At 72.6% G+C, this 21,204-nt stretch carries 18 protein-coding genes, 1 pseudogene and 1 riboswitch; of the genes and pseudogenes, 12 read left to right on the forward strand and 7 right to left on the reverse strand.

Annotation, left to right across the window (positions count from 1 at the left end; genetic code table 11):
* The first annotated feature begins 16 nt into the window (after window positions 1-16).
* A complete protein-coding gene (locus OG802_RS30495) occupies window positions 17-2,590 on the forward strand; it encodes a glycoside hydrolase family 36 protein (protein WP_329415686.1) in 2,574 nt (857 codons plus the stop codon).
* An 82-nt stretch (window positions 2,591-2,672) separates the two neighbouring features.
* Here OG802_RS30495 and OG802_RS30500 read toward each other — a convergent pair whose 3' ends face one another.
* A complete protein-coding gene (locus OG802_RS30500; RefSeq protein ID WP_329415689.1) occupies window positions 2,673-3,416 on the reverse strand; it encodes an SDR family oxidoreductase in 744 nt (247 codons plus the stop codon).
* A gap of 104 nt (window positions 3,417-3,520) precedes the next feature.
* Here OG802_RS30500 and OG802_RS30505 point away from each other — a divergent pair, with 104 nt between their 5' ends.
* A complete protein-coding gene (locus tag OG802_RS30505) occupies window positions 3,521-4,369 on the forward strand; it encodes a LysR family transcriptional regulator (protein WP_329415690.1) in 849 nt (282 codons plus the stop codon).
* A gap of 187 nt (window positions 4,370-4,556) precedes the next feature.
* On the opposite strand, the gene OG802_RS30510 is transcribed toward OG802_RS30505, so the two are convergent.
* Window positions 4,557-4,973, reverse strand: coding sequence for an FKBP-type peptidyl-prolyl cis-trans isomerase (locus OG802_RS30510; RefSeq protein ID WP_329415692.1), 417 nt, complete (start codon window positions 4,971-4,973; stop codon window positions 4,557-4,559).
* Window positions 4,974-5,212: 239 nt separating this feature from the next.
* Between OG802_RS30510 and OG802_RS30515 the strand changes: the two genes are divergently transcribed.
* Window positions 5,213-5,854: a superoxide dismutase gene (locus OG802_RS30515; protein ID WP_329415694.1), complete on the forward strand. Its 642-nt coding sequence runs from the start codon at window positions 5,213-5,215 to the stop codon at window positions 5,852-5,854.
* A 126-nt stretch (window positions 5,855-5,980) separates the two neighbouring features.
* Here the strand turns inward: OG802_RS30515 and OG802_RS30520 are convergent, their stop codons facing one another.
* Window positions 5,981-7,174, reverse strand: a complete 1,194-nt coding sequence (locus OG802_RS30520; RefSeq protein WP_443055435.1) for an IS30 family transposase — start codon at window positions 7,172-7,174, stop codon at window positions 5,981-5,983.
* A 324-nt stretch (window positions 7,175-7,498) separates the two neighbouring features.
* Window positions 7,499-7,674: riboswitch (cobalamin riboswitch) on the forward strand.
* A 54-nt stretch (window positions 7,675-7,728) separates the two neighbouring features.
* Between OG802_RS30520 and OG802_RS30525 the strand changes: the two genes are divergently transcribed.
* The 4 genes from OG802_RS30525 to OG802_RS30540 are packed head-to-tail and all read left to right on the forward strand — an operon-like array spanning window position 7,729 to window position 10,979.
* Entirely contained in the window at window positions 7,729-8,778 is a 1,050-nt protein-coding gene (locus OG802_RS30525; protein WP_329417540.1) for an ABC transporter substrate-binding protein, read from the forward strand.
* Complete coding sequence (locus OG802_RS30530; RefSeq protein WP_329415696.1) at window positions 8,775-9,788, forward strand: FecCD family ABC transporter permease; 1,014 nt, start codon at window positions 8,775-8,777, stop codon at window positions 9,786-9,788. Before OG802_RS30525 ends, OG802_RS30530 begins: the two co-directional genes overlap by 4 nt.
* Window positions 9,785-10,609: an ABC transporter ATP-binding protein gene (locus OG802_RS30535; protein ID WP_329415700.1), complete on the forward strand. Its 825-nt coding sequence runs from the start codon at window positions 9,785-9,787 to the stop codon at window positions 10,607-10,609. Before OG802_RS30530 ends, OG802_RS30535 begins: the two co-directional genes overlap by 4 nt.
* Window positions 10,587-10,979, forward strand: coding sequence for a (2Fe-2S) ferredoxin domain-containing protein (locus tag OG802_RS30540; protein WP_329415701.1), 393 nt, complete (start codon window positions 10,587-10,589; stop codon window positions 10,977-10,979). Before OG802_RS30535 ends, OG802_RS30540 begins: the two co-directional genes overlap by 23 nt.
* A 94-nt stretch (window positions 10,980-11,073) precedes the next feature.
* Here the strand turns inward: OG802_RS30540 and OG802_RS30545 are convergent, their stop codons facing one another.
* Window positions 11,074-11,304 carry a hypothetical protein gene (locus tag OG802_RS30545; protein ID WP_329415702.1) on the reverse strand — a complete coding sequence of 77 codons (231 nt, stop codon included), beginning with the start codon at window positions 11,302-11,304 and terminating at the stop codon, window positions 11,074-11,076.
* A gap of 4 nt (window positions 11,305-11,308) precedes the next feature.
* Window positions 11,309-11,869, reverse strand: coding sequence for a DUF5994 family protein (locus OG802_RS30550; protein ID WP_329417542.1), 561 nt, complete (start codon window positions 11,867-11,869; stop codon window positions 11,309-11,311).
* Window positions 11,870-12,565: 696 nt separating this feature from the next.
* On the opposite strand from OG802_RS30550, the gene OG802_RS30555 reads away from it, so the two are divergent.
* The 3 genes from OG802_RS30555 to OG802_RS30565 all read left to right on the forward strand — a co-directional run bounded on the left by OG802_RS30555 (window position 12,566) and on the right by OG802_RS30565 (window position 14,994).
* Window positions 12,566-13,804: a PP2C family protein-serine/threonine phosphatase gene (locus OG802_RS30555; protein WP_329415704.1), complete on the forward strand. Its 1,239-nt coding sequence runs from the start codon at window positions 12,566-12,568 to the stop codon at window positions 13,802-13,804.
* A 357-nt stretch (window positions 13,805-14,161) separates the two neighbouring features.
* Window positions 14,162-14,581, forward strand: coding sequence for an aspartate 1-decarboxylase (gene panD / locus OG802_RS30560; protein ID WP_329415707.1), 420 nt, complete (start codon window positions 14,162-14,164; stop codon window positions 14,579-14,581).
* 65 nt (window positions 14,582-14,646) lie between these two features.
* A complete protein-coding gene (locus tag OG802_RS30565; protein ID WP_329415709.1) occupies window positions 14,647-14,994 on the forward strand; it encodes a GNAT family N-acetyltransferase in 348 nt (115 codons plus the stop codon).
* Between the two features lie 739 nt (window positions 14,995-15,733).
* Here the strand turns inward: OG802_RS30565 and gndA are convergent.
* Entirely contained in the window at window positions 15,734-17,173 is a 1,440-nt protein-coding gene (gene gndA, locus OG802_RS30570; protein ID WP_329415710.1) for an NADP-dependent phosphogluconate dehydrogenase, read from the reverse strand.
* Window positions 17,174-17,363: 190 nt separating this feature from the next.
* Between gndA and OG802_RS30575 the strand changes: the two genes are divergently transcribed.
* On the forward strand, window positions 17,364-18,650 hold the full coding sequence (locus OG802_RS30575; protein WP_329415712.1) for a transglycosylase family protein: 1,287 nt from the start codon (window positions 17,364-17,366) through the stop codon (window positions 18,648-18,650).
* Window positions 18,651-19,388: 738 nt separating this feature from the next.
* Here the strand turns inward: OG802_RS30575 and OG802_RS30580 are convergent.
* Window positions 19,389-20,211 (reverse strand): annotated as a pseudogene (locus tag OG802_RS30580) (DMT family transporter); the annotation flags it as partial.
* Window positions 20,212-20,439: 228 nt separating this feature from the next.
* On the opposite strand from OG802_RS30580, the gene OG802_RS30585 reads away from it, so the two are divergent.
* Window positions 20,440-21,201, forward strand: a complete 762-nt coding sequence (locus tag OG802_RS30585; protein ID WP_329415713.1) for a (2Fe-2S)-binding protein — start codon at window positions 20,440-20,442, stop codon at window positions 21,199-21,201.
* Window positions 21,202-21,204 lie beyond the last annotated feature (3 nt).

The following is a 21,204-nucleotide window of genomic DNA, read 5'->3' on the forward strand; positions in this document are numbered from 1 at the left end:
CTGAAGGGAGAGTGCGTTGGCAGCTGCCGCCGAGAACGCCCAGGAGTCGTCACTGTGGAGCGATGAGGTTCTCGGGCTGCGTGCCGTGGTGGATATCGCCGGGTCGGTGAGACTCACGGGCGCGGACCAGCTCTGGAACCGACTCGTGCCCCTCGTCGAGGTCGTCGTCACGGGCCAGGGGCGCATGTGGTCGGGGGAACGCTTCATCGACACCGCCGTCGGCGGCCGCTTGGTGCTCCGCGGCCATGAGACCGCGGTGGACGGAGCGTGGCGGCGCACCACCATCGGGCTGGCCGACCCCGAGACCGGCCTCGCCGCCCACGTCACCCTGAGCACCGTCCCCGGCTCCCGCTTCCTGCGCTCACAGGTGCGGCTGGTCAACGAAGGCCAGGCGCCGCTGCACCTGGAGAGCGTCTCCAGCCTCACCCTCGGCGGCGTCACCGACCGGGCGGGCGGCCTGGACGGCCTGACCCTGCACTGGGCGGACAACGACTGGCTCGCCGAGTGCCGTTGGCGCAGGGCCGCGTTCCGGGACCTGGTCGTCCCGCTGAACCGGGCCGCGCACGGCCACGAGGGCCGCGGCTGCTTCGAACGGTACTCGCAGGGCTCCTGGTCCACCGGCCGTCACCTGCCCGTCGCCGCCGTCACCGACGGCCGCGGCGGCGCGTGGCTGTGGCAGATCGAGTCCGGCGCGGGCTGGCGCTACGAGATCGGGGAGCGCGAGGGCGCCGCCTATCTCGCGCTGTTCGGGCCCGACGACGCGCACCACCAGTGGCGGCGGACACTCGCCCCCGGCGAGGAGTTCACCACGGTGCCCGCCGCCCTCGTCAGGGTCGCGGCCGGGGCTGAGGCCGGGGGTGGGGCCGGGGGTGGGGCGGGGGCCGGTATCGGGGCCAGGGTCGGTGGCGGGGTGAAGGCCGGTGCCGGGGCGAACTCCGGGGACGAGGCCGGTGCCGGGGTGAACGCCGGGGCCGAGGGCGGTGCCGGGGCGAAGGTCGGGGCCGAGGGCGGTGCCGGGGTGAACGCCGGGGTCGAGGCCGGTGCCATGGCGAAGGCCGGGGACGAGGGCGGTGCCATGGCGAACGCCGGGGACGAGGGCGGTGCCAAGGCGAAGGCCGGGGACGAGGCCGGTGCCGGGGTGAACGCCGGGGCTGAGGGCGGTGCCGGGGCGAAGGCCGTTGCCAAGGCCGGGGGCGGAAGCGGGGGCGGCGCCGGTGGCTTGGACGCGGCGTTCGGCGAACTCACCGCCTACCGCCGCCGCATCCGCCGCGACCACCCCGACCACCGGAACCTGCCGGTGATCTACAACGACTACATGAACACCCTCATGGGCGACCCGACCACCGACAAGCTCCTGCCGCTCGTCGAGGCGGCCGGCGCCGTCGGCGCGGAGGTCTTCGTCGTCGACGCCGGCTGGTACGACGACGACGCCGAGGGCTGGTGGGACGCCGTGGGTGCCTGGGAACCCGCCGCACGCCGCTTCCCCGGCGGCATCCAGGAAGTGCTGGACGCCATCGGACGGCACGGCATGACACCCGGTCTGTGGCTGGAGCCCGAAGTCGTCGGCGTACGCAGCCCGCTGGCCGCCGCCCTGCCGCCCGAGGCGTTCTTCCGCCGGGGCGGTGTACGGCTGACCGAGCACGGCCGGCACCACCTGGACCTGCGCCATCCCGCGGCCCGCGCCCATCTCGACCGTGTCGTCGACCGGATCGTGGGCGAGTGGGGAGTGGGCTACCTCAAGCTCGACTACAACATCAACATCGGCCCGGGGACCGAGAACGGGGCCGAGAGCGCCGGGGCGGGCCTGCTCGGACACCACCGCGCCCATCTGGACTGGCTCGCCTCCCTCCTCGACCGCCACCCCGGCCTGGTCCTGGAGAACTGCGGGTCGGGCGGACTGCGCATGGACTACGCCCAACTGGCGGTAGCCCAGGTGCAGTCCACCAGCGACCAGCAGGACCCCCGGCGCAGTCCGCCCATCGCCGTCGCGGCGGCCACGGCGGTCGCGCCGGAACAGGCCGCCGTGTGGGCCTACCCACAGCCGGACTTCGGCCCCGACGAGATCGCGTTCACGATGACCACCGCCCTGCTGGGCCGCGTTCACCTCTCCGGCTTCCTCGACCGCATGAACGACGAGCAGTTCGCACGCGTCCGCTCCGCCGTCGACGTCTACAAGCGCATCCGGCCCGAGATCGGCGAGGCCCTCCCGATGTGGCCGCTCGGCCTTCCCGGGTGGGAGGACACCTGGCTGGCCTACGGGCTGCGCGGGGCGTCCGCGACGTACCTCGCCCTGTGGCGGCGGGACCCGGCCGCGACCGGCCGGGCGGAAGCCCGCGACGGCTCGGCCCCCGCGGGCGCCGGCAGCCGGGCGGCGGCCCGTGACCGGCGCGCCCCGGCGGACGCCGGCAGCGACAGCCGCACACTCCGCGTCCCCCACCTGCTCGGCGCCCGCCCGCGCATCGAGTCGCTGTACCCGGCCGACTCCGACGCCACAGCCGACTGGAACGCGGCCGACGCGACCCTGACCGTGTCCCTGCCCCGCGCCGACACGGCAGTCCTGCTGCGACTCGGGACCACACCTCGGGAGTGACCCCCGAGCGACCGGAGTGAGCGGCCACGAGGACGCGCGTCCGTCATCCCCCCGGAGCGGCGCGAACCGCGAACCGGGCGCGTCACCAGGGCACCTCTCCCTCGTCGTCGAAGAAGCGGCCCGTCGGCCCGTCGGCCGGCACGGTGGCCAGCCGGATCGCGGCGGCCGCGCCCTGCTGGGGGGTGCGCACGCCCCGGAACGCGTTGAGGTCGGTCGCCGTGAAGCCGGGGCAGACGGCGTTGATCAGGATGTGCGTGTCGGCCAGTTCCTTGGCGTACTGCACGGTGACGGCGTTGAGGAACGTCTTCGACGGGGCGTAGGCGACGGAGATGGGACCCGTCCCGGCGCCAGGGGTGGTCTGGCGTGTGAGGGAGCCGACGCTGCTGGACACGTTCACGATCCGCGGCGACGGCGAGCGGCGCAGCAGGGGGAGCATGGCGTTGGTGACGCGGATGACGCCGATCACGTTGGTCTCCACGGCCGCCCGTACCCGGTCCACGTCGACCGTGGTGGGCTCCTGCGGTCCGCCGCCGGTGATCCCCGCGTTGTTGACGAGCGCGTCGAGCCGCCCGGTCCGCTCCTCGATCAGCCGAGCCGCCGCTGTCACGCCGGCGTCGTCGGTCACGTCCAGCGGCACGCCGAACGCGTCGACGCCGTCCGCGCGCAGCTTGTCCACGGCGGCCTCGCGCCGCTCCTCGTTCCGCGCGCCGATGCCGACGGACCAGCCGAGGGCGCCCAGCCCGGCGGCGATCTCGTACCCGATGCCCTTGTTGGCCCCGGTCACCAGCGCGACCTTCTGATGGTTCACGGTGTTCGTCTCACTCATGACGTCGATACTTCTCTCCCGTCGGGCAGGGCGTCCAAGACCGACCGGGTGGACGGCGATACCGCCCGGGTATCGCCCCTGGCCGGGCCGGTTAGGCTGGCGGGGTGGAGACACGTGAGCTGCGGTACTTCGTCGCGGTCGCCGAAGAGCTGCACTTCGGCCGGGCCGCGCAGCGGCTCGGGATCGCCCAGCCCCCGCTGTCGCGGGCGATCGGCGGGCTCGAACGGCGCCTGGGCACCCTCCTGCTGGAGCGCGGCAGCCGGGGTGTCGCCCTGACCGGGCCGGGGGCGGTGCTGCTGCGGGAGGCGCGCGCGGCGCTGGACGCCGTCGAGGCCGCTGAACGGCGTACCCGCCGGGCCGCCCTCGCGGCGACCGGCCGCCCCGCGGTGGTCCTGGCCGCGAAGGCGGGCGCCTCAGGTGAACTGCTGGCGAAACTCCTCGACGCCTACGCCGCCGAGCCCGGCGCCGTCGCCGTGGACGTCGTGCTGTGCGGGCCGGGCGAGCAGACACGACTGTTGCACGACGGCCGGGCCGACGTGGCCCTGCTGCACCGGCCGTTCGACGACACGGCCGGCTTCGACACCGAGGACCTGCACTCCGAGGGACAAGTCGCGGTCCTCCCGGCGGGCCACCCTCTCGGCGCCCGCCCTCACGTGCGGCTCGCCGAGGTCACCGGCCTTCCCGACCTGCCCCTGCCCCGCTGGCCCCGCGCGGACGGCACCTTCCCGGACGGCCCCGGACCGCAGGTGCGCGACCACACGCAACTCACCCAGCTCATCGCCCTCGGCCGGGCCTGCGCGGTCGTGCCGGAGTCGGGCCGCACCGGCCTGCGCGAAGACCTCGCCGCCGTACCGGTCGCCGACGCCCCCCACGTCACCACGGTCATCGCCTGGCCGCCACACAGCCGTTCCACGGCGGTCGCGGGCCTGGTCCGCGCCGCCACCGCCCTGTGACCGAAGGCGGCCGACGCCGGGACACCGCGCGGGACTTCGGGAACGCCGTCCGGCCGGCCCGCGGCCCCCGGCGCACCCAGCCGCACCGCGCCGCACGAAAACGACCACCCCGCACCGACGTCACCGGGCCGACCGCGTCCCCGACCTCACAGGTCGTTACACCTGGCGGCCCCGGCCCCAGGACGGCTCAGCGCCCCCACTGGGGGTTGCTCCACCCGGTCACGCCGGAATACGCGTCCAGCAGGTCCACCACGAAGACCAGGGTCGAACCCGGCGGGATCGACGGCGAGGGCGACTGATCGCCGTACCCGAGACGCGGAGGGACGATGATCTCGCGCCGACCGCCGACCTTCATCCCTCTCACTCCCCGGTCCCAGCCCTTGATGACCTTGCCACCGCCCAGGGCGAACTTGAACGGCAGGCCCCGGTCCCAGGAGGCGTCGAACTCCCTCCCGGACTCGAACGTCACCCCCACGTAGTGGACCCTGACCACCATGCCCGGCTTGACCTCGACCCCGCCGCCCACGACCAGGTCCCGGACAACCAGCTCGCCAGGGGCGTCCCCCTCCGGAACGTCGACCTCGGGTTTCGTCGGTTCGCTCATCGCAGCCTTGCCACTCTCCGTCGACGGCCGTCAGGCCGGCGGCCGGACACATGAACACCTCGTGCGGTAGACGGCCACGCTACCGGGAGCGCGCGGAGAAGCATGAGCCGTGGCCGCCGAGTTCGCGCCCGGACGGGACACGTCCGGCGTCCTGGGTCCGACGCCTATCGGCAACGCGTTGCTTGTGCTGTTAACGTGCAACTGCACATCACTCGCAATAACGTCGGAGGACGTTGGACATGGCGGTTTACACGCTCCCGGAGCTTCCTTACGACTACGCGGCGCTCGCCCCGGTGATCAGCCCGGAGATCATCGAGCTGCACCACGACAAGCACCACGCGGCGTACGTCAAGGGCGCGAACGACACGCTGGAGCAGCTGGCGGAGGCGCGGGACAAGGAGTCCTGGGGCTCGATCAACGGCCTGGAAAAGAACCTGGCGTTCCACCTCTCCGGGCACATCCTGCACTCCGTCTACTGGCACAACATGACCGGTGACGGCGGCGGCGAGCCGCTGGAGAAGGACGGCACGGGCGAACTCGCGGACGCCATCGCCGAGTCCTTCGGCTCCTTCCGGAACTTCAAGGCCCAGCTGACCAAGGCGTCGGCGACCACCCAGGGTTCGGGCTGGGGCGTCCTCGCCTACGAGCCGCTGTCCGGTCGTCTCATCGTCGAGCAGGTCTACGACCACCAGGGCAACGTGGGCCAGGGCTCCACCCCGATCCTGGTCTTCGACGCCTGGGAGCACGCCTTCTACCTGCAGTACAGGAACCAGAAGGTCGACTTCATCGACGCCATGTGGGCGGTCGTCAACTGGCAGGACGTGGCCAGGCGTTACGCCGCCGCCAAGGAGCGGGGCGACAGCCTGCTGCTCGCGCCCTGAGCGCGTGAGCGCATGAGCGCGTGAGCGCGACCTGCGCGTGATCGTCTTCTCACCCTCGGCACGGGGGACGGGAATGCCCCCGCAAGCCTCCGGCGGATTCTCGGGGTCCTCGCAACACCTGATGGCTTATGCGGCCGTCAGTAGATCACGCAGGCGCTCGGCTGGGGTTCTCCAGCCGAGCGTTTTGCGTGGCCGGCCGTTGAGTTGCTGGGCAACGTGTTCGAGGTCTGCGGGACTGTGCGCGGAGAGGTCGGTGCCTTTGGGGAAGTACTGCCGCAGCAGGCCGTTGGTGTTCTCGTTCGATCCGCGCTGCCAGGGCGAGTGGGGGTCGCAGAAGTAGACTGGCACGCCGGTGGCCACGGTGAACTGCTTGTGCGCGGCCATCTCGCAGCCCTGGTCCCAGGTCAGCGAGCCACGCAGGTGCTCGGGCAGGGTCTGGATCAGCGGCACCAGCACATCGCGGACTTCCTCGGCCGTGTGCCCGCCGGGCAGATGTCCGAGCAGGACGTAGCGGGTGGAGCGCTCGACCAGGGTCACTATCGCGCTCTCGCTGCGGGGGCCGACGATCAGATCGCCTTCCCAGTGGCCAGGAACAGCCCGGTCCTCGACCTCCGGCGGCCGCTCGGAGATCATCACCATCTCGTCGACGAAGCGGCGAGTGCGCTGCTCCGGGCTGCGGTGGGGCTTGCGGCGGGTGCGTCCGGTGCGCAGCGCCAGGGCGACCTCGCGGCGCAGTCCGCCGCGGGCCTGGACGTAGACCGCCTGGTAGATCGTCTCCGGACTCACGCGCATGCTCTCGTCGTCGGGGAACTCGATGAGCAGAGCGTGGCAGATCTGCTCGGGCGACCAGCGTTCCTGGAGCTTGGCCGTAGCGAAGTCGCGCAACGCTCCTTCCCGGGCCAGCTTGGAGTCCTTTGGACGCGACCGGCTCTTCGCCCATGCCCGCTGGGCTTGGTGCGGCCGGTAGACGCCGTTGACCGCACGGGCGTCGATCTCACGCTTGACGGTGGAGGCCGGCCGGCCGAGTGCCCGTCCGATCGCGCGCAGCGAGCGGCCCTCACGGCGCATGTCGGCGATCAGCTCCCGCTCGGCCACGGTGAGGAAACGGGGGTGCAGCCCGGCCTCGACCGCGGCAACGGACGGCTTCGACGCGGCAGTAACGATGGTGATCACACCGGTCGTATAGTCGATCAGGCGGCCGTCTGCATGCAGGCGCGAGTGGCCGATCTGCCGGATCCCTTGGTCCCAGTCCCGAGCGGTGCGCTCGTGGACGCCGACCTGCGCGGCGGCATCGCGGCGATGGACTCCGGCCGCACGCAGCCGCTCGTACTCCGCCCGACCGGGATGCCCGGATGTGCCGGGCTTGCCGCGACCTCGGACACCAGCCTGACGGGCCCATCCGAACGCCGTATTGCGGTTCACTCCGACTGCGCGAGCGGCAGCGGTGATGCCGCCGTCCTCCCGATCCAGCGCCTCGAAGAACTTCGCCTTCAGCACCTCAAAATCCACGATCCCCGCAACTCCCTGAACTCCAGGGTGTTGCGGGGATCAATAGAACCCGCCTCCGGCTTGCGGGGGCCTTCCGTTGAACCGCCTGCGGATGGCACCCGTGACCCACCGCACGACCTGACCCGGCGATCGCCTTGATAGCCTCGACAGGCCAGTCGAGCCACACCCGAGGCCAGGGAATCCGGTGCGAATCCGGAGCTGACGCGCAGCGGTGAGGGGGACGGGCGGGGCACGACGCCACTGGGGAACCGGGAAGGCGTCCCGTCCGGACGAACCCGAGTCCGAAGACCTGCTGGCACCTCCGCGCCCCGGCGCGGGGGACGTCCGCAGGCCAGGCTCCGCGTACGAGCCCCGACCCCAAAGGCATACCCGTGCTCCGCACCCCCGCTCTTCTCCGCGCTCCGGCGCTCGTTCTCGCGTCCGCCCTGCTGCTCACGGCCTGCGCCTCCTCCGGCGGCGATGGCGCGAGACCGGAGGCGACCTCCGCCGCCGGCCGCCCGGTCACGATCGACAACTGCGGCCACGAGGTCACCCTGAGGTCGGTCCCCGAACGGGCCGTCTCCCTCAACCAGGGCACCACGGAGATCCTGCTCTCCCTCGGCCTCGCCGACCGCATGGCCGGTACGGCGACCTGGACCGACCCGGTGATGAAGGGCGTGGAGGAGGCCAACGCGTCCGTGCCGCGCCTCGCCGACAACACGCCCTCCTTCGAGAAGGTCCTGGACGCCGAACCCGACTTCGTCACCGCCTCGTTCGTCTCCACCCTGGGCAAGGGCGGGGTCGCCACCCGCGAGCAGTTCGAGAAGCTCGGCGTGCCCACGTACGTCTCACCGTCCGACTGCTCGGGCAAGGACAACGACAGCGGCGGCGACGGATCGCGCAGCGAGCCGCTCACCCTCGACGCCGTGTACGGCGAAATCCGCGACCTGGCCCGCGCGTTCGGCGTCGAGGAGCGCGGGGAGAAGCTCGTCACGCGGCTGAAGCAGCGGGTACGCACCGCCACCGCCGCACTGGACGCCTCCGACGTCTCACTCATGTACTGGTTCGCCAACTCCCAGTCGCCCTACCTGGCCGGCTGCTGCGGCGCGCCCGGCGCCATCACCCGCGCCGTCGGAGCGAAGAACGCCTTCTCCGACACCCACGACGAATGGCCCCAGATCAACTGGGAGACCGTCGCCGACCGTGACCCCGACGTCATCGTGATCGGCGACCTGACCCGCAAGCAGCAGACCGCCGAGACCGCCGCCGCAAAGATCCGCTTCCTCGAGACCCACCCCGCCACGCGCAACCTGAGCGCAGTGCGGAAGAACCGGTACGTCCTGCTGAGCGGCCAGGCGATGAACCCGTCCATCCGCACGATCGAGGGGATCGAGAAGGTCGCGGCCGGTCTGCGCGACTTCGGACTCGCCAAGTGAGCGTCCGCACACTCGTGTTGTCGGTCTGCGGACTGGCCGCGCTGCTGGCCTCCACAGCCGTGGCTGTGACCATCGGACCGGCCGACATCTCCACGGGGGACGTCTGGGCGGCCGTCGCGGCCCATCTCGGCCTCGGCGAGAGCACGTTGGCCCCGCTGCGCGACGGCATCGTGTGGAACCTGCGGATGCCGCGCACGCTGCTCGCCGCCGTGTGCGGGGCCGGGCTCGCCGTGTGCGGGACGGTCATGCAGTCACTGCTGCGCAACCCGCTGGCCGATCCGTTCGTGCTCGGCGTGTCGTCCGGTGCGTCCACGGGGGCGGTCGCGGTGGTCGTGCTGGGAGTGGGCGGGGGAGCGGTGTCCCTGTCGGCGGGCGCCTTCCTCGGCGCGCTGCTCTCCTTCGCCCTGGTGCTGCTGCTCAGCCACACCCTCGGGGGAAGCACCGACCGAGTCGTCCTGTCCGGGGTGGCCGCCATGCAGCTGTTCTCCGCTCTGACCTCCTTCATCGTCCTCACCTCGGCCGGCGCCGAGACCACCCGGGGCGTGCTGTTCTGGCTGCTGGGCTCGCTCACCGGCGCCGACTGGGGACAGGTGCTGCTCTGCGCCGGCGTACTCGCCGTCGTCCTGGCCGTCTGCCTCGGGCACGCCCGCACCCTGGACGCCTTCGCCTTCGGCGACGAAGCCGCCGCCGGACTGGGCGTCCGCGTCGCCCGCACCCGCCTGGTACTGCTCTGCGCCACCGCGCTGCTCACCGCCGCCCTGGTGAGCTGCGCCGGCGCCATCGGCTTCGTCGGCCTGGTCCTCCCGCACGCCACCCGCGCTCTCACCGGCTCCGGCCATGCCCGCCTCCTGCCGGTCACGGCACTGACCGGAGCCGTGTTCCTGGTGTGGGTGGACACCCTCGCCCGGACCGTCCTCGACCCCCAGGAGGTCCCGGTGGGCGTGGTGACGTCCCTCATCGGCGTCCCCGCATTCGTGGTCGTGCTCCACCGCGGACGGAGAAGGACATGAGCAGCCTGCACGCGGACCGCGTCGCGAGGCTCCTCGCCGACAAGGTCGTCGTCGACGGCGTCACTCTCGTCCTGCGTCCCGGCGAGACCGTCGGCCTGCTCGGTCCCAACGGCTCGGGAAAGTCGACGCTGCTGAGACTCCTCGCCGGGATCCTCGAACCCACCGCCGGAGTCGTCACCCTGGACGGGCGCCCGCTGTCCGAGGCCGGGCGCAGGGCCACCGCCCAGCGGATCGCCACCGTGGAGCAGCACGCCCACACCCAGACCGAACTGAGCGTCCGCGACGTCGTGTCGCTCGGCCGCATCCCGCACCGCCGCGCCTGGACGCCCCCGACGGCGGCCGACACACGGGCCGTCGCGAAGGCCCTGGCGCGCACCGGCCTGACCGACCGGGCCGAGCAGTCCTGGCACACCCTCTCCGGCGGCGAACGCCAGCGCACCCAGATCGCCCGCGCCCTCGCCCAGGAACCCCGCGAACTCCTCCTCGACGAACCCACCAACCACCTCGACATCCAGCACCAGCTCGACCTGCTGGACCTCGTCGCGAGCCTGCCGGTCACCACCGTGATCGCCCTGCACGACCTCAACCTCGCCGCGATGTACTGCGACCGCCTGCTCGTCCTGCGCGACGGCCGCGCCGTCGCGGAAGGCACCCCGGCCGAGGTCCTCACCACCACCCTCATCCAGCAGGTCTACGGCGTCCGCGCCGAGGTCACCCACGACCCCGGTCATCCGGTGATCCGCTTCCTGCGTCCGGCGACCCATGACGAATTCCCCACAGTGAGAGGAGCTGGGACGAGTGACGTCTCGACAGACAGCTGAAGAAGGGCGCCCGGAGCACACCCCGGCCCCGCCGGCACCGTGCCGCATCGTCGTCTGCCGGGACTGCTGCTGCGGAACCCCGAAGGTGACCGGAGTCGATCACGACCGCCAGACCGCGCGCCTGGCCGAGAACGCTCCCGTACGCATCGCGGCCTGCCTCGACGTGTGCGAACACGCCAACGTGATCGTCGTCCAGCCCTCCGCCGCCGCCCGCGCCGCCGGAGCCCGCCCGGTCTGGCTCGGCCTCGTCAACGACCCCGACGCCACCGACGACATCGCCGCCTGGGTGCAAGCCGGCGGCCCCGGCACAGCCCCCTGCCCCGACATCCTCGACCTCTACGCCTTCACCCCGCCCCGCAGGGCGCGATGACCACGTACGCCGACGCTCGCTGCGCCGACGGCCGGCTGTCCGGCGGGGTTGCAACGGCCTGGTTCGTGTGCGGAAGTGCACTTGACCATGTCGCCTACGGGCGCGAGGACGGCTCTCCATCCTCACTGTGTGCGGCGTCGGCAGGAGGGCCCTTCGGTACGGCGGCACGTGGGCTCTTGCGGGTCCGCCGACCGATTCCCGGCAGTGTGTCGCTGTAGTGGAACGCCCCGATCCTGTCGTCGCGCTGTGCGTTGAGCCGGTGGATCAGAACCATTCCCGCGATGATCACGAGAATGATCACGACCACGGTGACGAAGGTCTCCACGTCCTCACCTCCTCGGGGCGTAGCTCGGGATCCCGGTCGCGGCTCTGTCCGCCGAAGCGGCTCCGCCGTCCGTCTCCCATGCGACTTCCCGGCCACGAGCCTCTGCCGTGTCCTGGCTGATGGCCTCGTCGGTGATCAGAGCGCCGGCGGTGCGGACGCCTCCCGGAACGGTCGCCGCTGCCATCAGCCGGGCGGCGGCGGCAGGGTCCGCTTCCGGAGGGATCACCAGCAGGTCCAGGCGGCCCACCGTGTAGGAGAAGAGGATCACTTTGTTCGGGTCCTGCTCGGCGGCGAACCAGCCGACATGCACCGTGTGGCCCGTGACGGGGACCTTGCGTGGGATGACGGGCCAGTGGGTCGGGTTCACGGTGACGTGGGTGATCCGGCCCCAGCACGCGTCCAGTGCGTCCGTCAGTGTGCGGATCTCGCGGCGGAGATCACGGGAGCGGGGCCACCATGCGCCGTCCAGGAGACCTGGAACCGAACCGGTCGGGGTCAGGGACAGCCGGGCCGACGCCGAAGGAAGGCGCTCTTCGATGATCGTGGGTTCGATGGTCGCGGTCATGACGCGGACCCGTCCCCGGGCCTCCTCGCGGAGGCCGGCGTTGTTGCTCACCGGGAACGACACCGACATGGCGGCCGGTGTGCGAAGTACTCCCGGTCCTTTCACTCTACGCCGCTGCATCGGTCCCGGGACGTGTGCGTGAGCAGGCATTTCACCGACGGGCCACGGATCTGCCGGCCGCCTTCGGCCAAGGGCAGAGCGGCGACGAGTGCGCTCGCGGTCAGCGGCGGGCCGTCGTAGCCCGATGCGGCCGCCAGCGGCCGACGGTGTGGCCGACGCCGGAGTCCCGTCGGCGCCCCGGGAACTGTTCGTGATCGACCGAGCGGGCATCCGTCATCGGGCGCCGGCCGGTGGCTTCGGCGGTCATCGGAACAGCACTCCCCCCTCGTACTGCTTGACGATGTTCACGGCGATCGCCGTCACCACGGCGGGCGACAGGCGGTGCGCGGTCGAAGCACAGGACTTCGCTTCGCCGCGTCGCGGTCGGGCACGCCGGCCGAGGTGACCATGACGAACAGCGGTAGCTCCGGTTCTCCGAGCCGTGCGACCCGTCCTTCCCGCGCATCATCTCCGCGCCGGACGTTCACGGATCAGCTCCGCGACACATGGCGTCCTGACTGCCGTGAAGGGCTCACCGATTGACGCTCACCGTGGAGGTTCCCATGCTGTAGGAGGGGAGTGGAAGGGACCACGGCCGTGAGTAGTGGACAGAGTGATCTTCCCCGGCTGCTGACAGCGGCGGAGACGGCGGCACCGGTGGGCGCCGTCGATGTGGTCGCCGAGCACCTGCGGCGGCGTTTCGAGGCCACGAAGGTCTCTTTTCTCATCGTCGACCTGACGGGAAAGTCGGTAGTGCGGCTGTCCACCGCCGGGGTGGTCGAGGGCGGGCGGGAAGCGGAGCGGATTCCCATGTTCGGCAGCGCCTATGAGCAGGTGGTCTGCACCCAGCGGCTGTACCAGGAGGTGAGCGGCCAAGGACAGCGGGTGATCGTGCCGGTCACCAACCGGGGGGACGCGATCGGGCTGCTGGAAGTGCTGCTGCCGGCCGATGCCGGTGAGGGCGTCCTCGAAGGCGTCAAGGAAGCAGCCCACGCCCTGGCCTACATAGTGATCGCCAACGGACGCTTCACCGACCTGTACACCTGGGGCAAACGCTCCCGTCCTCCCACCCTGGCAGCGGAAATCCAGTACCAGCTGCTGCCCCCGTCACTGTCGTGCGAGGCTGCGCAGTTCACCCTGTGCGGGAGCATGGAGCCCTCCGAAGACCTCAGCGGCGACACCTTCGACTACGCCCTGGACCGCGACACCCTGCACGTGTCGGTGACCGACCCCATGGGCCACGACCTCGACGCCGCGCTGGCTGCCACGGTCCTGGTGGCCGGCCTGCGCGGCGCCCGTCGCACGGGAGCCGGCCTGGCCGAACAGGCCCACCGGGCCGACCAGGCCCTGACCGACCACGGGCAGGGGCACGCCACCGGGCAGCTGCTGCGCGTCAACCTCACCACCGGGCGGGCCCAGCTGGTCAACGCCGGCCATCCCTGGCCGCTGCGCGTGCGTGACGGGACTGCGCAGGAGATCGTCTGTCTGGTCGACCCGCCTTTCGGGCTGTCCGAGTCCGCGCGTCACTCCTACCGCGTTCAGGACGTCGATCTGCGTCCCGGTGACCGTCTGCTCATGCTCACCGACGGCATGCTCGAGCGTCATGGGGGGACGGTCGACCTGCCTGCCCTGCTGGAGCACACTCGGGACCTGCACCCGCGGGAGACGGCGCTGACGTTGACGTCCGCCGTCCGTGAGGCCGCCGGAGGTCGGCTCGAAGACGATGCCACCGTGATGTGCCTGGACTGGCACGGCCCTCAGGAGACTGAGCGGCACGTGAACTCGGGCGCGGACCTCCGGCAGGCTTCGGCCGCCCGCGAGAAGCCGTGGCCATGAGCCGTCACTCAGGCGGGGAGCTTCCGCTTCGACGCCACCTTGGATCACCTCCTGCGCGCCATGCAGCGCTGCAGGCCCGCCGACGTTGAGCGCGGGTGCCCGCGCGTCTCTCCAGACCTGATGGGGCGTCAGATAGGTCGGCATGCGATCAGCTTGGGACCGGGCAGTCTTTCCCACGTGGTTCTGACGGCGGCTTCGCGGCAGCTTGGTCGGTGCAGTGTGCGCAGGATGAGGAATCTGCTCACCGCGGCGCTCGATGTTATGGACAGTCTTCGACTCGAAGGCAGGCCAAGGTACAGTGAACGACGCCCCTGACCTGCAGAGAGCAGGCAGGGAGCCGTCTTCCGGGAGTCCAACATGCTGCGCACCATGTTCAAGTCCAAGATCCACCGCGCCACCGTCACCCAGGCCGACCTGCACTATGTGGGGTCCGTGACGATCGACGCCGATCTGCTCGACGCCGCCGATCTGCTGCTCGGTGAACTCGTGCACATCGTCGACATCACCAACGGGGCCCGGCTGGAGACCTACGTCATCGAGGGCGAGCGCGGTTCGGGTGTCGTCGGCATCAACGGCGCCGCCGCCCACCTCGTGCACCCCGGCGATCTGGTGATCATCATCAGTTACGCTCAGGTGACCGACGCCGAGGCGCGGGCGCTGGAGCCGCGGGTCGTGCACGTGGACCGCGACAACCGGATCGTGGCCCTGGGGGCCGACCCTTCGGCGCCGGTGCCGGGCTCCGACCAGGAGCGCAGTCCGCACGCGGTGTCTGTCTGACCCACGGACTGACGCGGCCCCGCGTCGCCTCCGCACGCATCTCACCCATCGCACCGGGAGTGCCCATGAGCGACATCGAGATCCGCGACGACCGTGCGGCGGGCCGCCTCGAAGCCCTCGGTGACGGGGGCGAAGTCGTGGGCCGCGTCGAGTACTTCGTGCTGGAGTCGCCCGCGCCCGCGCTGGTTCCGGTGCACACCGTCGTCGAGCCGGCGCACGAGGGCAAGGGCATCGCCGGGTCGCTGGCGCGCGAGCTGTACGCGCTCTCCGCGCGCGAGGGCCTGCCGGTCGCGCCGCTGTGCCCCTACGTCGTGAAGTGGGCCGAGCGTCACCCCGACGAGGCTCCGCCGGCGGACCCCGCCCTGCTGAGCGCCGCCAAGGAATGGCTGCGGGCGCACCCGGGGCGTTTCTGACGTCCCGCCAGCCACCGGCCACCGACCGCCGCCCGCTGACGGGTGCGGGCAGGCCGGCGTCGTCCGCCCGCCCCTCGCCGTGGGTGGAGGAGTGGGCGTGGGGCGGGCGCGGGCCGGTCCGGCCGTACGGGTGAGTGCGTGGGGCGGCCCCGGGTACGCGGGGGAGTAGATCAGAGTCATGCCCCGCAAGCGGCCGGAGGACACGATGACCGACCCGTACCCCGCCCCCGTCCCGCCCGGACCGACACCCGGCCCGGACCCGGTCCCGCCGGACCCGTTCCCCGTTCCGCCCACGCCCGAGCCGCAGCCGCCCGGCCCTCAGCCGCCCGGGCCGGGACCGACGCCGCCGCAGCCGGTGCCCGCCCCGGACCCGTCGCCGTCGCCGATCCCGCCGGGCCCGGAGCCGGTCCCGAGCCCGGAGCCGGGCCCGCCTCTGAGCTGAGGGCCAGACCGAGGTCAGGCCTTCGGGGCAGGCCGTCAGGCCTGACTCGAAGGCCTCGCCCCGAGAGGCTGGCACGGCCCGGCACTGCGGCGGCGGGTGGCTTCGTGCCGCCCGCCGCCGCCCGCTCGCGGCACCGTGTCCTTCCGGAGCGGCGTCCGTCCGGCGCCGTGTTCGTCCGGATGCGGCACCGCGCCTGGACTGCGCATCCTCCGCGGACTGTGCGCCCGCGGACCGCACGCCCCGCGGAGGACACGCCCTCCCCGCGCCCTCCGCGGACCGCGCGCCCCGCGTGGGCCGCTACGCGTCCACCTCCGAGCGGTCGCCGCCCCACAGGGTGTGGAACGCGCCCTCGCGGTCGACCCGGCGGTAGGTGTGGGCGCCGAAGTAGTCCCGCTGGCCCTGGGTGAGCGCCGCGGGCAGGCGTTCCGCGCGCAGGGCGTCGTAGTAGGCGAGCGCGGCGGCGAAGCCCGGTGTGGGGACTCCCTGGAGTGTCGCGGAGACCAGCACCTCGCGCCAGGCGTCCTGGGCGGCGGCGATCTCCGAGGCGAACGTCGCGTCGGAGAGCAGGCTCGGCAGGTCGGCGCGGGCGTCGTACGCGGCGCGGATCCGGTCGAGGAAGGCCGCGCGGATGATGCAGCCGCCGCGCCAGATCGACGACACGGCCCCGAGGTCGATGTCCCAGCCGTACTCCTCGCTGCCCGCGGCGATCTCGTGGAAGCCCTGGGTGTACGACACGATCTTCGAGGCGTACAGCGCCTGCTCCACCCGGTCGGCGAAGGCCTGCGCCTCCGCCTCGCCCAGCGCGGACGCCTTCGGGCCCGCCAGGTCGCGGGATGCCTCGCGCAGCGCCGCGTGACCGGACAGGGAACGGGCGAAGACGGCCTCGGCGATGCCGGACACCGGGACCCCGAGGTCCAGCGCGATCTGGACGGTCCAGCGGCCGGTGCCCTTCTGCTCCGCCTGGTCGACCACGACGTCCACGAAGGGCCGGCCCGTCGCCGCGTCCACGTGGGACAGCACCTCGGCCGTGATCTCGATCAGGTACGAGTCGAGGCGGCCGGTGTTCCAGGTGCGGAAGATGTCCGCGATCTGCGCGGGCTCGTACCCGGCGACGTCGCGCAGCAACTGGTAGGCCTCGCCGATGAGTTGCATGTCGGCGTACTCGATGCCGTTGTGCACCATCTTCACGAAGTGACCGGCGCCGTCCGGGCCGACGTGCGTGACGCAGGGCGAACCGTCCGCCGCCTTCGCGGAGATCTTCTCCAGCATCGGGCCCAGGGACTCGTACGACTCCGGCGAGCCGCCCGGCATGATGCTCGGGCCGTGCAGCGCGCCCTCCTCGCCGCCGGAGATGCCCGCGCCGACGAAGTGCAGCCCCTGTTCGCGCAGCTCGCGCTCGCGGCGGCGGGTGTCGGCGAAGTGCGCGTTGCCGCCGTCGATGATCATGTCGCCGGGTTCGAGCAGCGGGGCGAACTCGCGGATCACGGCGTCGGTCGGCTCACCGGCCTTCACCATGACGACCAGCCGGCGGGGCCGCTCCAGCGCCGCGACGAACTCCTTGGCGGTCTCGGCCGCGATGAACTCGCCCTCGCCGCCGAACTCCTCGACCAGGGCGCGGGTACGGGCCGCCGTCCGGTTGTGCAGCGCGACCGTGTAGCCGTTGCGCGCGAAGTTGCGGGCGAGGTTGCGCCCCATCACCGCGAGACCCGTGACGCCGATCTGGGCTGAAGTGCTCATACGGTTGGCTCCTTGGAGAGGTGTGCCCGTCAGTATCGTCCTCGGTCCATCCTGACGGGTTGCGGGCCCGGTTTCCCGCCGGGTCCCCCTCGTGCCCCCGGCCCGGCGGGAGCGGCCGGTTGTCGCCTTGTCATGGCCTGTTCGGGGCCCTTACTTTTGCCGCTCCTGACGCATGTCGAGGGGGATCTCCATGGCCGTACGCGGCCGGCACCGCCGGTATCAGCCGAACAGGATCAACCGAGCCTCGCTCACCGTCACGGCGGGCGGCGCCGGCATGGCGATACCGCTCATCGGCGCGGGAGCCGCCCAGGCGGCCGACGTGGACACCTGGAACAAGGTCGCCGCCTGCGAGTCCACCGGCGACTGGAGCATCGACAGCGGAAACGGCTACTACGGCGGACTCCAGTTCACCCAGTCCACCTGGGAGGCGTACGGCGGCGCCCGGTACGCGCCCCGCGCGGATCTGGCCACCCGCGACCAGCAGATCGCCGTCGCCGAGAAGGTCCTGGACGGCCAGGGTCCCGGCGCGTGGCCGGTGTGCTCGGGCAAGGCCGGTCTGAGCCGGGGCGGTCACGCGCCCGACGTCCACCCGAACGGCACGCGCGCCGAGCCGGCGGGCTCGTCCACCACGTCCTCCAAGGGCCCTTCGCAGGCGCCGCAGACAAGGCAGTCGCAGCAGTCCAGGACGTCTCTCGACGACGTGCGGGCGCACAGCACCCCGCAGTCCCGGGCGGGCACGGCGCGGATGTACACGGTCGTGCGCGGTGACACGCTCTCGGGCATCGCGGACGCCGAGGAGGTCAGGGGCGGCTGGCGCGGGCTCTATGCCGCGAACCGGACGACCGTCGGCGCCGATCCCGACCTCATCCTGCCGGGTCAGCGGCTCAGCCTGGACGGCCGGGCGGCCGCCCCGCGGACCCCGAGCGGGGCCGGGTACCACCCGCACAAGCCGAAGACCTCTGCGGAGGCAGGCAAGGCCGGTAAGCACAAACCGGCCAAGAGCGCCAAGGACAAGGGCGTCAAGGACAAGAGTGCCAAGGAGACCGGCTCTCACGGCGGGGCGAGGACCGGCCACTCCTTCGTCGCGCCCGTCGGCGCGGCGACCGGGACGCCGTACCACGCGAGCGGGTCCTCCTGGTCGAAGGGCTACCACACGGGCGTCGACTTCCCCGTGCCGACCGGGACGTCCGTGAAGGCGGTGGCGTCGGGCGAGGTGGTGAGCGCGGGCTGGGGCGGCTCGTTCGGCTACCAGGTGGTCATCCGGCACGCCGACGGCCGCTACACGCAGTACGCCCACCTGTCCGCGATCTCCGTCCGGGACGGGCAGTCGGTGAGCGGCGGTCAGCGCATCGGCCGTTCCGGCTCCACGGGCAACAGCACGGGCCCGCATCTGCACTTCGAGGTGCGGACCGGGCCCGGCTTCGGGACGGACATCGACCCGCTGTCCTATCTGCGGGCCGGTGGCGTCAGGATTTGACCCGCTCCCGGTGCCGGTCCACGACCGGCATCGGGACGAACGGACCTCCGTACAGCGGGGTGTAGAACGACGGGGGGACGTCCGGGACGGACGGCTCCTCCTCGAAGGGGGCGTCCCCGGACACGCCCGCGGGGGTCGGCACGGGTGCGGGCGACGGCCTTTCGTCGCCCCCCTGCGCGGGCACCTCGTGGAGCCGCAGGATCTTCGGCCCGACCTCGTCCGGCCTCACGTCCTGCCGTCGTGCGTCTTGCTGTCGTGCGTCCTGCCGTCGTGCGTCTTCCCGTCCTGCGTCTTCCCGTCTCAGGCCGTCCGGTCTCAGGACGTCCAGCCGCAGGTCTTCCAGCCTCACGTCGTCCAGCCACGCGTCGTTGAGCCGTGCGTTCTCCAGGCGCGCGTCGCCCAGCGCGGGGGCGCGGTTCAGGAGGCTGTTCCCGAGCGGTGTGGCCGCCGCCGACCGCTGGGGGAGCCGGAGCACCGGCCGTAGCGGGGGCGTCGTGGCGCTCCGCGCGACCGGGTTCGCGGCCCGCACGGCCGGGGTCGCCCGGATCGTGACCTTCATGGCCGGGCCCGCGTCCTGCACGACCCCGGCCGCGCTCGCCGCCGTCGTCGTGACGGGCACGGAACCGGGCGTGCCCGGCGTGCCCGGCGTGCTGTCAGCCGTGGTCGTGGTCGTGGTCGCGGGGACCTGGTCCGTGACGGCGGCCGGTGTCGGCGTCGCCGTCTGCGCCTGGCTCGTCTGGAGTCGCTCCGTCGTGAGCAGGATCAGGCCGCCCGCCGCGACCACGCCGCAGCCCAGGGCGAGCACGGTGCCGGTGGTGCCGTAGCGGAAGGTCTCGCCGAACATCGTGATGCCGACGGCCGCCGCCACCACCGGGTTGACCACGGTCAGCGTGGCCAGCGGAGCAGCGAGGCCGGCGCCCCGGTAGGACGCCTGCGACAGCAGCATGCCGGACGTGGCCAGCACGCCGATCACGGCCAGCGAGGGGACGTCGGCGGCCGTGACGCCGTCGGTCCAGTCGACGGCGACGGTCTTGGTGAACACCGACGACATGCCGAACGCTATGCCGGACGCGGTCGCCAGGAGCATGCTGCGGACCGCGGGGTGCCGGTGCGCGGCCCGGCCGGCGATCATCAGGGTCACGACCGCGCCCGCGGTGACGACGGCCACGGCCACGCGCTGCGCGGTGCTCAGCGACTGAGCGTCGGACGCGCCGACGAGGGAGAGCAGGCCCGCGAGACCGACCGTCGCCATGATCGCGCCCCGCCAGGCCGTCGCCCCGGCCCTGCGGCCGACGAACAGCGCCGCCATGGGCAGGGCGAACACGATGGTCAGCGCGCCCAGCGGCTGGACCAGGCTGAGCGGACCGTAGGCCAGCGCCACCACGTGCAGGAGTCCGCCGAGACCGTTCAGCGCCACCGCGGCCCACCAGCCCGGACGGCGCAGCGGGGCGTACTCCTCGTCGGGCGAGGACACCGCGACCTGCTCCTGCACGATCGCCCCGGCCGCGTACGCGACAGCGGAGACGAGCGACAGGACCACGGAGAACGCGAGGGCGCTCATGAGCTGCTCCTCTGCGTGAGGCGGGGGCACCGGGCCCGACGCGGCGAACGGTCGTCATCCATGACCAACACGATGCCCTGTGGATCTGTTCCCGTCGTCGTCCCTGAGCACCCAATGAGTCCTACTACCGATGGAGTACGACGGGCCCGCCGTCCTCCCCCAGGTGGGTGACGGACCGGGGATCCCCCTGACCACCGCCCCTGACGACCCTTGGTACTACTGGACTTCGTGACTCTCGACCCCGGTCTCGGCCTGCTCCGTCCGCTCGGCGGCTTCTTCGCCCTGCACACCCCCTCCGACGGCTCGGCCGGCCCGGCCCGCGGCCTGCCGACCCTCGCGCACGCCTACGGCGACCCCGCCGACGGCGCGGCGCCGGGGCCCTTCGGGGATCCGCTGGCGTTCCGGGTCGGCAAGGTGGTGCGGGCCCTGCGCGCCCCGGAGGAGCGGATCGGCGCCTCCGTCGCCCAGCAGGGGCTCGCGGCCCGGCTGTGGTCCGTCACGCTGGGCTGCGCGGTGCTGTACGGGTGCGTCCCCGACCTCGCCCCGGAGCTGCTGCGCTGGGACCCGGACGGGTCCGCCCCGGACGACCTGTGGCTGACGCGGGTGCGGTCCCGGCCCGCGGACGCGGCGACGGTCGCCGAGGTGGTCGTCGACGGCCATCTGGAGCCCCTCGGCGCGGCTCTGCGGGCCCGCCACCCGGTCGCGGCGGGCCTGCTGCGCGGGAACGCCGGATCGGCCCTGGCGGCGACGGCCCGGCTGCTGGAGCAGTGGGCCGGCGGGCACGGCAGGCCCGACGTCGCCGCACACGCGCGTGCCCTCACCGCCGACCTGCTGGCCGACCCCCGTCTGGCGGGCGCCGGCGTCCTCACCGGCGCCGCCTTCCGCCGCCGCAGCTGCTGCCTGTACTACCGGGCGCCCGGCGGGGGCCTGTGCGGCGACTGTTGCTTCACACGACCCCCGCGCTCTTCCCCACGCGCCCCGTCTGAGTGACCA

The organism is Streptomyces sp. NBC_00704 (genome assembly GCF_036226605.1).
GTDB lineage: Bacteria > Actinomycetota > Actinomycetes > Streptomycetales > Streptomycetaceae > Streptomyces.

What these genes read in the sequence shown, in the direction of transcription:
- OG802_RS30515 (WP_329415694.1), top strand. Translation starts at nt 5,213, where the DNA reads ATGGCGGTTTACACGCTCCCGGAGCTTCCTTACGACTACGCGGCGCTC.
- panD (WP_329415707.1), top strand. Translation starts at nt 14,162, where the DNA reads ATGCTGCGCACCATGTTCAAGTCCAAGATCCACCGCGCCACCGTCACC.
- OG802_RS30500 (WP_329415689.1), bottom strand. Translation starts at nt 3,416, where the DNA reads ATGAGTGAGACGAACACCGTGAACCATCAGAAGGTCGCGCTGGTGACC.
- OG802_RS30535 (WP_329415700.1), top strand. Translation starts at nt 9,785, where the DNA reads ATGAGCAGCCTGCACGCGGACCGCGTCGCGAGGCTCCTCGCCGACAAG.
- gndA (WP_329415710.1), bottom strand. Translation starts at nt 17,173, where the DNA reads ATGAGCACTTCAGCCCAGATCGGCGTCACGGGTCTCGCGGTGATGGGG.
- OG802_RS30550 (WP_329417542.1), bottom strand. Translation starts at nt 11,869, where the DNA reads ATGACCGCGACCATCGAACCCACGATCATCGAAGAGCGCCTTCCTTCG.
- OG802_RS30510 (WP_329415692.1), bottom strand. Translation starts at nt 4,973, where the DNA reads ATGAGCGAACCGACGAAACCCGAGGTCGACGTTCCGGAGGGGGACGCC.
- OG802_RS30575 (WP_329415712.1), top strand. Translation starts at nt 17,364, where the DNA reads ATGGCCGTACGCGGCCGGCACCGCCGGTATCAGCCGAACAGGATCAAC.
- OG802_RS30565 (WP_329415709.1), top strand. Translation starts at nt 14,647, where the DNA reads ATGAGCGACATCGAGATCCGCGACGACCGTGCGGCGGGCCGCCTCGAA.